The 13070-nt window shown below is 31.4% G+C and carries 10 protein-coding genes and 2 rRNA genes; all 12 read left to right on the top strand.

Annotation, left to right across the window (positions count from 1 at the left end; genetic code table 11):
* A 23S ribosomal RNA gene (locus C7U55_RS12015) occupies positions 1 to 106 on the top strand; the annotation flags it as partial.
* A 73-nt stretch (positions 107 to 179) separates the two neighbouring features.
* A 5S ribosomal RNA gene (gene rrf / locus C7U55_RS12010) occupies positions 180 to 288 on the top strand.
* Positions 289 to 421: 133 nt separating this feature from the next.
* Entirely contained in the window at positions 422 to 1351 is a 930-nt protein-coding gene (locus C7U55_RS12005; RefSeq protein ID WP_106988766.1) for an AEC family transporter, read from the top strand.
* Positions 1352 to 1413: 62 nt separating this feature from the next.
* A complete protein-coding gene (locus C7U55_RS12000) occupies positions 1414 to 1986 on the top strand; it encodes a hypothetical protein (protein WP_106988765.1) in 573 nt (190 codons plus the stop codon).
* A 133-nt stretch (positions 1987 to 2119) separates the two neighbouring features.
* Positions 2120 to 3565: a S41 family peptidase gene (locus C7U55_RS11995; RefSeq protein WP_106988764.1), complete on the top strand. Its 1446-nt coding sequence runs from the start codon at positions 2120 to 2122 to the stop codon at positions 3563 to 3565.
* Between the two features lie 12 nt (positions 3566 to 3577).
* Positions 3578 to 5551 (top strand): excinuclease ABC subunit UvrB, encoded by a 1974-nt coding sequence (gene uvrB / locus C7U55_RS11990; RefSeq protein ID WP_048925175.1) that lies wholly within the window; start codon positions 3578 to 3580, stop codon positions 5549 to 5551.
* Entirely contained in the window at positions 5541 to 6899 is a 1359-nt protein-coding gene (locus C7U55_RS11985) for a CCA tRNA nucleotidyltransferase (protein WP_106988763.1), read from the top strand. Before uvrB ends, C7U55_RS11985 begins: the two co-directional genes overlap by 11 nt.
* Positions 6889 to 9708: an excinuclease ABC subunit UvrA gene (uvrA, locus tag C7U55_RS11980; protein ID WP_106988762.1), complete on the top strand. Its 2820-nt coding sequence runs from the start codon at positions 6889 to 6891 to the stop codon at positions 9706 to 9708. Before C7U55_RS11985 ends, uvrA begins: the two co-directional genes overlap by 11 nt.
* Positions 9709 to 9719: 11 nt before the next feature.
* Entirely contained in the window at positions 9720 to 10661 is a 942-nt protein-coding gene (gene hprK / locus C7U55_RS11975; protein ID WP_106988761.1) for an HPr(Ser) kinase/phosphatase, read from the top strand.
* Positions 10658 to 11461 (top strand): prolipoprotein diacylglyceryl transferase, encoded by an 804-nt coding sequence (lgt, locus tag C7U55_RS11970; protein WP_106988760.1) that lies wholly within the window; start codon positions 10658 to 10660, stop codon positions 11459 to 11461. Before hprK ends, lgt begins: the two co-directional genes overlap by 4 nt.
* A gap of 51 nt (positions 11462 to 11512) precedes the next feature.
* Entirely contained in the window at positions 11513 to 12160 is a 648-nt protein-coding gene (gene ppaX / locus C7U55_RS11965; RefSeq protein ID WP_106988759.1) for a pyrophosphatase PpaX, read from the top strand.
* Complete coding sequence (gene trxB / locus C7U55_RS11960; RefSeq protein ID WP_106988758.1) at positions 12154 to 13056, top strand: thioredoxin-disulfide reductase; 903 nt, start codon at positions 12154 to 12156, stop codon at positions 13054 to 13056. Before ppaX ends, trxB begins: the two co-directional genes overlap by 7 nt.
* The last annotated feature ends 14 nt before the right edge of the window (positions 13057 to 13070 follow it).

The following is a 13070-nucleotide window of genomic DNA, read 5'->3' as shown; positions in this document are numbered from 1 at the left end:
CGCAAGCAAGTAAGACCCCTTAAAGACGATAAGGTAGATAGGTCAGGAGTGTAAGCATGGTGACATGTTAAGCGGACTGATACTAATAGGTCGAGGGCTTGACCGAAAAGGCAAGCGAGCTTGAAAGAAAGAGACTACTATCTGGTTTTGAGTGTCCTGAAGGATACTTGAAGAGAAGATCTGGTAATGATAGCATGATGGACACACCTGTTCCCATTCCGAACACAGAAGTTAAGCATCATCACGGCGAAGATAGTACTTCGGTGCGAAAATAGCTCGTTGCCAGTTCTTTTTTTTATTTTTTTACTTTATTAAAACCACCTGACTTTCTTGCCAGGTGGTTTCGCTTTTTATTTTCAAATAATGAAACATTTCACTTTTTTATAAAAAAATCATTACACTCTTGTATGAGGTGAAAAAAATGGAATTAAGTGTATTACTTATTCAACAGATATGCCAACTGTTTATAATGATTTTTTTTGGTTACTTAATTGTAAAAACAAAAGTTTTAACAACTGAAAATAGTAAAGTTCTTTCAATATTACTTCTTTATGTAACTTGCCCATGTGCAATTATTAATTCTTTCATGATTGAATTTACTGCTGATAAATTAATTGGATTAGGAATTTCTTTTTTAGGTGCAATTTTAGTACATATTGTTTTTATTCCACTTGCGAATATAATAGGAAAAATGTTTGGATTTACTCCTATTGAAAAAGCGACTATTATTTATTCAAATTCAGGGAATCTTATTATTCCTTTGGTAGGGGCTATATTAGGAAATGAATGGGTTATTTATTCAAGTGGCTATATGGTAGTACAAACAATTTTATTATGGACTCATGCAAAAAGTCTCGTTTGTAATGAACCTTCTTATGATTTAAAGAAAATCTTTTTAAATATTAATATCATTGCAATTATTATTGGATTAATGTTATTTATGCTTCAATTACAATTACCTAATTTGATAGTTGAAACTTTTTCTAAAGTTGGAGGTATGATGGGACCTCTTGCCATGATTGTTATTGGTATGCTTATTGGTGATATGGATTTAAAAAGTGTTTTCGTGGAAAAAAGAACTTATTTGATTTCTTTCTTTAGATTGATTGTATTTCCTTTATTAATGGTGCTCATATTCAAGTTTACCGGGTTATCATCGTTAACGATGGATGCTGATAAGATTTTATTGATTTCTATTTTAGCGGCATGTGCTCCACCAGCTGCAACTGTTACACAATTTGCACAGCTTTATAATAAACATCCAGGTTACGCAAGTATTATGAATGTTATGGGGGTTATCTTTAGTATTATTACCATGCCTTTCATTATTATGATTTATCAATTACTTTAAAAGGTATAAATACCTTTTTTATTTTTATTAAATTATGCTTTAATAAAGAAGAGAGGTTTATCATGAAAAGATTATTTGTATTTTTAAGTATTTTATTTTTAGTTGGATGTTCTACAAATACATCGCTTATAGAAATAAAAAAACATATTTATGTAGAAAAAGAATTTGAAGATAGTTGGTTAGAATTGAATGAAAAAGGAGATAGTTATATAAAAGAAGAATTACAGGGTGGATATCAATATTCTTATGATCAAAAATATTTAAAACAATTTTTTAAAGATGGAGGTCGGATAGAACTGTATAATTACAGCATCAAAAAAGAAAATTTGATTATTTCTGGGGAAATGAAACCACCTTCGACAATTCTTCTTGTTCATCCTAATATTGAAAATGTGACAAGTGAAGGTGTTATTCTTCATGAATTAGGACATTATTTTGATTATAAATATCATTTTAGTAAAGATAAAGAATTTATAGAAATAAAAAAACAAAATAAAAATCTATTTGATTCCAAATCTAATAGTGAATATTTTGCTGAATGTTTTAAAGAATATATAAGTCATCATGATGAAAAAATTTCTATGTTTCTTTCTTATATGAAAAAAGTAGATCAGAAAATCTTAAAAAAGAAATGACATGATGTAAAAGTCGTGACTTATTCATGAAAAAAAGTTATAATGTGTCTAAAAAAGAAACAATATTTTAAATGAATTCGATAAAAGATTTTTAAAATAAATTATGATAAGATGTTAGGGTGAGGTGAAAAGGATGGATGATTTTATTAGACCACCAAAAAAAGAAATAAAGAAAGAAACAAAACAAAGGCCCATTAAAGAAATATTAATTGTTATATTGATTATTGTATGTCTTGCGATTGGCTATTTTGCAGGTTATGTTTCTAAAAAAGATGTCGTTGTAAAAAGCACAAATAACAAGGGTGTCATTAACGAAGTATACGAAACACTTGATAAATATTGGGTCAATACAACAGATCAAGATATTAACTTGGATGCCTCTGCTATTGAAGGAATGGTTGCAGGTCTTAATGATCCTCATTCAAGTTACTTAACAAGTAAAGAAGCAGTCGAATTTAATCAAACAGTTGCAGGTAATTATCAAGGCATTGGAGTTGGCTTTTCAATGGTTGAAAAAGGAGCGATGATTACAAAAGTATATAATGATTCACCAGCAAGCAAAGCAGGGTTAAATGTTGGGGATATTATTATGCAAGCTGATGGAAAAGATTTAGCTAATTTAGATACCGATAAAGTTAAAGAGTATGTACGTGGCGATGATGGAACAGAAGTAACGTTAACAGTTTTAAGTAATAAAAAAATAAGTGAAATTAAAGTAAATAGAGGTGCTTTAGATACTTCATCATTTTATGAAATTAGAAAACAGAGAAATACATCTTTTGGTTATATTGAATTATCAACATTTGGAACTGATACAGCCAATCAAGTAGAAGAAGCTTTGAAATCTTTTAAACAAGCAAATGTTCAAACTCTTGTTCTTGATTTAAGAGATAACGGTGGTGGCTATTTAACAGCGGCTACAGATATTTTAGATTTATTCTTTTCATCGGATGAAGTCATTTATCAACTGAAAGAAAAAAATAGTGCAGCAAAGAAATATTATGCAAGCACAGATAGTAAATATGAATTTGTAAATGGATATATCCTTGTTAATGGAAATACAGCAAGTGCTTCTGAATTGACAGCTGGTGCTTTACAAAGTGAAAAGGGATATCAACTTGTTGGAACAACAACCTATGGTAAAGGAAGTGCCCAAACACAAAAAACATTATCGGATGGTTCTGTTTTAAAGTATACGTATGCAAAATGGATGATTCCTAATGGTACATGTATTAATGGTAAAGGATTAACACCTGATATTGAAGTAGAAAATGTATCACTAGATGGAATTTCTACGAAAGATGTAAAAGAAACTTTGAAAGTTGATTGTGTCAATACACGTATTAAATCAATGCAAAAAATGCTTAATATTTTAGGATATTCTGCAGATCGAGAAGATGGTTATTTTTCAGTTGCTACACAAGATGCTTTAAAGAAATTTGAAGCAGATAATGATTTAACCGTTGATGGTGAATATAGTCAAAATGATAAACAAATGATGATTGCAAGAATGATGATTTATATTAATAATCATGAAAATGATAAACAATATGAATATTTAATGAAAATAATAAAGTAAGGTGGTGTTATAATGTCTGAATTTAAACTCGTTTCTCCTTTTAAACCTATGGGAGATCAAGTTCAAGCGATTCAAGAACTTGTTGAAGGGTTAAAGGCAGGAAAGAAGGAACAAGTTCTTTTGGGAGGAACTGGTACAGGAAAGACTTTTACAGTTGCCAATGTCATTAAAGAATATAATAAACCAACTTTGGTACTTGCTCACAATAAGACATTAGCGGGACAGCTTTACTCAGAATTAAAAGAGTTTTTTCCAGAAAATAGAGTAGAATACTTTATTTCTAACTTTGATTTTTATCAACCAGAAGCTTATATTCCAGGAAGAGATCTTTATATTGATAAAAATGCGAAAACAAATTATGAAATAGAAATGTTACGTTCAGCTGCAATGAATTCACTTATTGAAAGAGAAGATGTGATTGTTGTTGCCTCGGTTGCTTCTATTTATGGATTAGGAAATCCTGAACAATATAAAGAAATGATTTTTTCTCTACGTGTCGATCAAGATATTGATCGTAGGGAGTTACTTACTTTTTTAGTGGATCGTCAATATCAGCGAAATGATATTGAACAATCTAAAGGAACCTTTAGAGTACGTGGTGATGTTATTGAAATTGTACCGGGTCATACAGAGAATTATTTAATTCGTATTGAACTTTTTGGTGATACAGTAGAACGTATTTGTGAAGTAGATCCACTTACAGGTCATATCTTGGGATCATATAATACCTATACGATTTATCCAGCTTATGGTTATGTCACTAAAAAGGAACAAATGTTGAAAGCTTGTGATACGATTTCTGAAGAATTAGAACAACGTTTACAATATTTCAAAGATGAAACAAAACTTCTTGAATATGAACGTTTGGATCAAAGAACGCGCCATGATGTAGAAATGTTAAGAGAAGTAGGAATGTGTCCGGGAATTGAAAATTATTCACGTCATATTGATGGACGAAAAGAAGGACAACGACCTTATACTTTAATTGACTATTTTCCTAAAGATTTTTTACTTGTTGTCGATGAAAGCCACGTAATGCTTCCTCAAATAAGAGGAATGTACAATGGGGATCGTTCAAGAAAAGAAACACTTGTTGAATATGGCTTTAGACTGCCAAGCGCTTTAGATAATAGACCACTTGTTTTTGAAGAATTTGAAGATCTCATTAACCAAGCTATCTTTGTTTCTGCAACACCGGGTGATTATGAACTTGAAAAAGTACATGGACAAGTTGTTGAACAAATTATTCGACCAACGGGATTACTTGATCCAATTATTGAGGTAAGACCAATTGATGGACAGGTGGATGATATCATTGATGAAATTCATCAACGTATTGAAAAAAATGAACGTGTTTTAATCACAACTCTTACAAAACGTATGGCAGAAGATTTAAGTGCTTATTTAGTAGAATTAGGATTAAAGGTTGCTTATTTGCATAGTGATACAAAAACTTTAGAAAGAACAGAAATCTTAAGAGATCTTCGTTTAGGAAAATATGATGTTCTTGTTGGAATCAATTTATTAAGAGAAGGTTTAGATTTACCAGAAGTTTCCCTTGTTTGTATTCTTGATGCTGATAAAGAAGGATTCTTAAGATCAGAAAGATCACTAATTCAAACGATTGGACGTGCCGCTAGAAATAGTAATGGGAAAGTGATCATGTATGGTGATAAAATTACTGATTCGATGCAAAAGGCTATTGATGAAACCGCAAGAAGACGTGAAATTCAAGAAAAATATAATGAAGAACATGGTATTATTCCACAAACTATCAAAAAAGAAATTCGTGATGCTATCCATGGACAAGAAAATATAGATGAAGCTGTATCTCTTGTACAAAAAGGTAAAAAAGCGAAGAAAAAAGATAAAGAAACACTTGTTAAAGAATTAGAAAAACAAATGAAAGAAGCTGCAAAAGCACTTGACTTTGAACGTGCAATGGAACTTCGTGATATGATGTTGGAGTTACAAGGTGAAGTTTAAGTTTGAGGGATTAGAAAAACAAGTATTAGATTCTTTATCAAAAAAAGGACGTATTTATCTTGTGGGAGGTATTGTTAGAGATTATCTTTTATATCATCAAGTAGATTACCATGATGTTGATGTTGAAATCTATGATTTAGAAATAGAAGAGATTGATGCTATTTTATCAAAGTATGGACATGTTAATCGTATTGGTAAAAGTTTTGGTATTTTGAAATTAGATACGCTCCCTCATTTTGATTTCGCAATGCCACGTAAAGAAAGTAAAAGTGGAAAAACACATCGCGAATTTGATGTCACAGTTTGTAAAAATTTAGATTTAAAAGAAGCCTGTCGTAGAAGAGATTTTACGATAAATGCATTTATGTATGATTATAAAAATGACCAAATTTTGGACTTTTATAATGGTAAAGTAGATTTACAAAAGGGAATCTTAAAAATGATTGATGAAAAGACATTTCAAGAAGATCCTTTAAGAATCTTACGTTTAGCCCAATTTATGGCTCGTTTTGAAATGAAGGCAGATAAAAAAACAAAAGAAGTTTGTCAAAGAATGGTACAAAAAGGGGAACTTGATTATTTATCAAAAGAACGTGTTTTGCAAGAATACAATAAACTCTTACTTTCAATTCATCCTTCAATTGGATTAAAATTTTTATTAGAAATAGGAGCTATTATTGAACCTTTAGAAACACTTGTGACATGCCCACAACGTTTAGATTTTCATCCAGAAGGAAATGTGATGAATCATACCCTTCTTGTAGTTGATTTGGCAGCTTTATGTCGTCAAAAAACAAGTTGGCCACTTGCTTTTATGTGGAGTGCTTTATTACATGATATAGGGAAACCACTTGTAACAACCCCTGAGGGAAAAGCACCTGGTCACAACGAAAGTGGCGTACAAGTATTTAATCAATATTTTAATCATTTTTTTGAAAATAAAAAAATAAAAAAATATATAAAAACGATGATTTATTATCATATGCATTTAATGAATATGGTAAGAAATCAAAGTAAAGATTACAGCTATTATAAACTTTTAAAGGGCATAGAAGGAATCTTTCCTTTAGAAGATTTAGTATGTATGTCAAAATGTGATAAATTAGGGAGACTGGCAAACCGTCCAGAAACTATTTCAACATTAGATGCTTATGTTGAAGAAAAAGTTTCAAGATTGGGAAAACACGCATTAAAACCAATCATTGATGGTAAAATCTTAATAGATTTAGGATTTCAACCAAATGATGAATTTAAAGAGTTATTAGATTGGGCCTATGATCTACAAATGCGAGATCATGACTTTGAAAGTATTATTAAATTATTGAAAGGAAGACAAAATGGAAGATAAATTAATTATTCGTGGAGCAAGAGAAAACAATTTAAAGAATATTAATATTGATATTCCTAAAAATAAACTTGTCATTATGACAGGATTGTCTGGTTCAGGAAAGACTTCTCTTGCTTTTGATACCATTTATGCAGAAGGACAAAGAAGGTATGTTGAATCTTTAAGTGCTTATGCAAGACAATTCTTAGGAAATATGGAAAAACCAGATGTGGATACGATAGAAGGTCTTTCTCCTGCAATTGCCATTGATCAAAAAACAACATCAAATAATCCACGTTCTACGGTAGGAACTGTTACAGAAATTTATGATTATTTAAGACTTCTTTATGCTCGTGTAGGAAAAGCTTACTGCCCAAAACATGATATTGTCATTGAAAGTCAGACCATTAAACAAATGGCAGATACGATAGATCGTTATGATGACGGTGATCGTCTTATGGTTTTAGCTCGTGTCGTTAAAAGAAAAAAAGGGACTTTTAAAGATTATTTTGCAGATCTTTTAAAAGATGGTTACTTACGTGTTATTGTCGATGGTCAAAATTACATGCTTGATGAAGAAATTGAATTAGATAAAAATAAAAGACATGATATTGATGTAGTTATCGACCGTATTATAAAAAAAGAAGGTTATCGTAGCCGTTTAGTTGATTCGTTAGAAGTTGCTTTAAAACTAACGGGTGGCGAAGCCGTTGTTCAAAACTTAACGACAAAAACTGAAGAGCTTTTCAGTGAACACTTAGCTTGTCCTGTTTGTGGCTTTTCTGTTCCTAAATTAGAACCACGTCTTTTCTCTTTTAATAATCCCTTAGGAGCTTGTCCAGATTGTCGAGGACTTGGTATTAAAAATGAAGTAGATGATGATTTATTGATTCCAGATTGGAATAAGTCTATTAATGAAGGTGGAATACGTTATTTTAAAACAGCGGTAGGAACAAATCGTATTGAATGGCAAAGATTTTTAGTTTTATGTGATTACTACAATATTGATTTAGATAAACCACTTAAAGATTTTTCTAAACAAGAATTAAGTTATATTTTAGATGGTTCAAGAGAACCTATTAGTTATCAAATCGTTTCTGACAGTGGAAATGTGAGTAAAACAACAAAATTTATCGAAGGGGTTCGTACCTTAATTGCCCGTCGTTATGAAGAAACAACTTCTAAGTGGTCAAAAGAATGGTATGCTTCTTTTATGTCAGAACATACCTGTCCTACTTGTAAAGGAAGAAGACTTAATGAACAAGTTCTTTCTGTTAGAGTAGGTGGCTTAAATGTTGCGGAATTTACGGAACAAGCTATTATTGATGCTTTGGAATTTGTGAAAAATATAAAACTTACTGACTATGAAATGAATATTGCTCGTCTTGTACTTAAAGAAATTACCGATCGTTTAACATTCTTAAATAATGTTGGTCTTGGTTATTTAACTCTTGCTAGACGTGCAGGTGGGTTATCAGGTGGAGAAGCACAACGTATTCGTTTGGCAACCCAAATTGGAACACGTTTAACAGGTGTCCTCTATGTTTTAGATGAACCTTCAATTGGACTTCATCAAAGAGACAATGAAAAGTTAATCAAATCCTTACAAGATATTCGTGATTTAGGAAATAGTGTTCTTGTTGTAGAACATGATGAAGACACAATGCGTGCTTCTGATTTTATTGTCGATATTGGACCAGGAGCAGGGGTTCATGGGGGACAAGTTATTTGTGCAGGAACCCCTGAAGAAATTATGGATTGTGAAAATTCGATTACTGGAAAATATTTATCGGGAAAACTAAAAATCGAAGTTCCTAAAAAACGACGTAAAGGAAATGGATTATTCTTAGAAGTTAAAGGAGCTAAAGAACATAATTTAAAAAATATTAATGTAAAATTTCCTTTAGGAAAATTCAACGTTGTTACTGGGGTATCTGGAAGTGGAAAATCAACATTAGTTAATGATATTTTAGGAAAATCACTCATGCGCTATGTTTATCAATCGAAAGAAAGACCAGGATTACATAAAGAAATACTGGGTATTGAAAATATTGATAAAGTTATTGAAGTATCACAAGATCCAATTGGAAGAACACCTCGTTCAAATCCAGTAACTTATACAGGGGTCTTTGATGATATTCGTGATTTATTTGCACAAACAAATGAAGCAAAGATGAGAGGGTATGATAAAGGAAGATTCTCGTTTAACGTTAAAGGTGGACGTTGCGAAGCATGTCAAGGGGATGGTTTAAAGAAGATTTCAATGCACTTTTTACCAGACGTTTATGTTCCTTGTGAACAATGTGAAGGAAAAAGATACAATGAAGAAACTTTACAAGTCACGTATAAAGATAAAAATATTTATGATGTCTTAGAAATGACGGTAGAAGAAGCTCTTGATTTCTTTGATAATTTACCTAAAATTAGAAATAAAATACAAACTCTTTATGATGTGGGCCTTGGTTATATTAAACTTGGACAAAGTGCCACAACACTTTCTGGTGGAGAAGCGCAAAGAGTTAAACTCGCAAGTGAACTCCAAAAGAAATCAACAGGAAAAACAGTTTATATTCTTGATGAACCAACAACAGGGTTACACAGTCATGATGTTTCTAAACTTATTGATGTTTTACAAAGAATTGTTGATCAAGGGGATACCATTATTGTTATTGAACATAACTTAGATGTTATTAAGGTTGCAGATCATATTATTGATTTAGGACCAGAAGGTGGGGCTGGTGGAGGAACTATTGTTGTCACAGGAACACCTGAAAAAGTTGCTAAATGTGAAAAAAGTTACACAGGTCAATTTTTAAAAACAATGCTTTAAGGAGATAAAAAATGAAATCAATTACAGTAGAAAATTTATTAGGGAATCATAAAAGTTACACACAAGTAACAGGTGACGAAAAAGCATTAAAAAGAGTTATTCAAACAGGTGAAATTAATCGACCTGGTTTTGAATTAGCAGGATTCTTTAAACATAGTGATTTTAGAAGAATTATTGTTTTTGGAGATAAGGAAATGGCTTTTATTGCTGAAATGTCAGAAGAAAGACAAAAAGAAATTTTCCCATGTCTCATTAATGAAGAAGTCCCATGTATTGTGATTTGTAAAGGACATGAATGTCCAAAAGTATTAAAAGATGTGGCAAATGAACGTAATTTTCCAATTTTCCAAACAGAACTTATTACTGGAGCTGTTTCAAGTGAATTGATGAATACACTTGAAGAAAAACTTGCGAAAGATACATTAATGCATGGTGTTTTCTTAAATATTCATGGAAAAGGTGTCATTATTAAAGGTGATAGTGGGATTGGTAAATCAGAAATTGCTTTAGAATTAGTAAAAAGAGGACACTTACTTGTTGCCGATGATGCTGTAGAACTTTACCGTGTTGGACAAAAAATCGTTGGTAAAGCACCGGCTGTTCTTGCTAATCTTTTAGAAATTAGAGGAATCGGAGTTATTGATGTTTCTAAGATGTTTGGTATTTCAGCTATCTTAGATAAAAATGATGTTGATTTAATTATTCAATTAGAAAGATGGGTCCCATCTCGTGAATATACACGTGTTGGTGTCGAAGAAAATGATATTTCCGAAGATGTTTTAGGAATTAAAATTCCTAAAATCGTCGTTCCTGTTTCAAGTGGTCGAAGCATGTCGGTTATTATTGAAGCTGCCGTTATGAATATGCGTCTTAGAGATGTAGGTATTGATTCAAGTAAAGAATTTGTGGAAAGAATTCTTAAAAATATTGATCATAATAAACAAGAATCATGAGATTATTCCCAAGTTTTAATACCTTTATAGAAATTGGACCACTTTCTATACAATGGTATGCTTTATGCATACTTACTGGTGCAGCCATTGCTTATTTTATTGGGCAATATAACTTTAAAAAATTAGGATATTCAAAAGAAATTCTTTCAGATTATGTTTTTGGACTTTTATTTGTAGGAATCATTGGAGCACGTATTTGGTATGTGATCTTTATGTGGAATGAACTCTATGCAAGTAATCCCATGGAAATTTTTATGATTAATCATGGAGGTCTTGCTATTCAAGGGGGAATTTTTACAGGCCTTCTTTATAGTTGTTTCTTCTTTAAAAAAAGAGATATTCCATTTCTCATTGCTGGAGATGCGATTATGCCAGGGGTTTTAATTGCTCAAGCATGCGGAAGATGGGGCAATTTCTTTAATCAAGAAGCTTATGGAAGTGCGGTAAGTCTCAACTTTTTAAAGTCATTACATTTACCTCAATTTATTATTGATAAAATGTATATTCATGGGACCTATTATCAACCAACATTCCTTTATGAATCAATTGGATGTGTTCTAGGCTTTCTAATTATTTTCTTTGTAATAAGAAAATTTCAAAAGAAGCAAGGAATTCAATTCTTTAGTTATTTTATTTGGTATGGAATTATTCGTTTCTTTATAGAATCTTTTAGAACAGATAGCCTTTATGTCTTTGGTTTAAAAACAGCACAGCTTGTTTCCATTGCTTTTGTCATTGTAGGAATGATTGGCTTTATATACTGTCATTTAAAAGGAAATAGAGTAAAAGATAGTGCATAACGCTATCTTTTTTTAATAAAATAGATATAATGTTTGAAAAGGAGAATTAAGATGAAAAAAGCAATATTATTTGATTTAGATGGAACACTTTTAAATACAGATTTACTTATAAAAAAATCTTTTATTCATACATTTAAAAAATACAAACCAGACTATACTTTATCTGAAGAAGAACTTTTATCTTTTTTAGGCCCTTCTTTAAAAAATACTTTTAGTCGTTATGTAGAAGCAGATCAAATAGATGAATTAATCCAATACTATCGAGATTACAATCATAAACATCATGAAGATTTTGTGACAATCTATCCTAATGTCAAAGAAATGCTTGAATATTTAAAAAAACAAGGTTTCTTACTTGGGGTTGTGACCACAAAATATAAAGAAGCAGCTTATTTAGGTTTAGATTTATTTAATATTACACAATATTTTGATGTGGTTATTGGTGAAAATGATGTAAAAAAATCAAAACCAGATCCAGAAGGTATCTTATGTGCCTTAAAGAAATTAAACTGTCGAGAAGGATACTATATTGGTGATAATGTGACGGATATTCAAGCTGGAAAAAGAGCGGGAGTAAAAACAGTAGGAGTTAAATGGTCACCAAAAGGATATCAATTGATTGAAAAAGAAAATCCAGATTTATTAATCAATGATTACAAAGAATTTATGGAATATATAAAGGAGAATGAGTTATGCTAGATTTAATTATTATTGGTGCAGGCCCTGCCGGGATGAGTGCCTGTCTTTATGCGAGTCGTGCAGGATTAGATGTTCTTATTTTAGATGGTTCAGCCCCTGGAGGAAAATTGAATGTTACAGCACAAATTGAAAACTATCCAGGATTAAAGCCAACACCGGGACCAGAAATTGCCTTTACAATGTATGAAAGTGCGATGAACTTTGGAGCAAAAATGGCTTATGAAGAAGCCTTGGATATCAAAGATCATGGTGATTATAAAGAAGTCATTACTGCCAAACAAACCTATCAAGCAAAATATGTTTTAATTGCGACAGGAACAAAAGAAAGACAAATGAATTTAGAAAAAGAAAACGAACTTGTTGGACGTGGTATCTCTTATTGTGCAGTTTGTGATGGACCTTTCTTTAAAGAACAAGATGTTGCTGTCATTGGTGGTGGAAATTCAGCTTTAGAAGAAGCCATGTATCTTGCAACTTTATGCCATAAAGTACATTTAGTAGTAAGAAGAGATGTCTTTAGGGCAGACAAAGTGATTCAAGATCGTCTTTCTAAAGTTGAAAACATTGAAGTGCATTTCAAAAGAAAGCCAAAAGAGATACTTGAACAAAATCAAAAAGTATGTGGTCTTCTTATTGAAAATAGTGACGATCAAACAACAGAAGAATTAAAGGTAAATGGGATTTTCCCATTTATTGGATTGGATCCAATGACACAATGTGCAAAATCTTTAAATATTGTAAGCGAAAATGGCTATATTGATGCCAATGAAAATATGGAAACAGCTGTTAAAGGTATCTTTGTGGCAGGCGATGTACGCAATAAACAATTAAGACAAGTTGTAACAGCTACAAATGATGGAGCAATTGCTGGACAATATATTGCTTCTTTAAAATAAATGACCAGATGTTC

Source organism: Faecalibacillus faecis (genome assembly GCF_003024675.1).
Classification (GTDB): domain Bacteria; phylum Bacillota_I; class Bacilli_A; order Erysipelotrichales; family Coprobacillaceae; genus Faecalibacillus; species Faecalibacillus faecis.
Note: the sequence above shows the minus strand (reverse complement) of the source record. Positions and strands in the feature narration are given on the sequence as shown.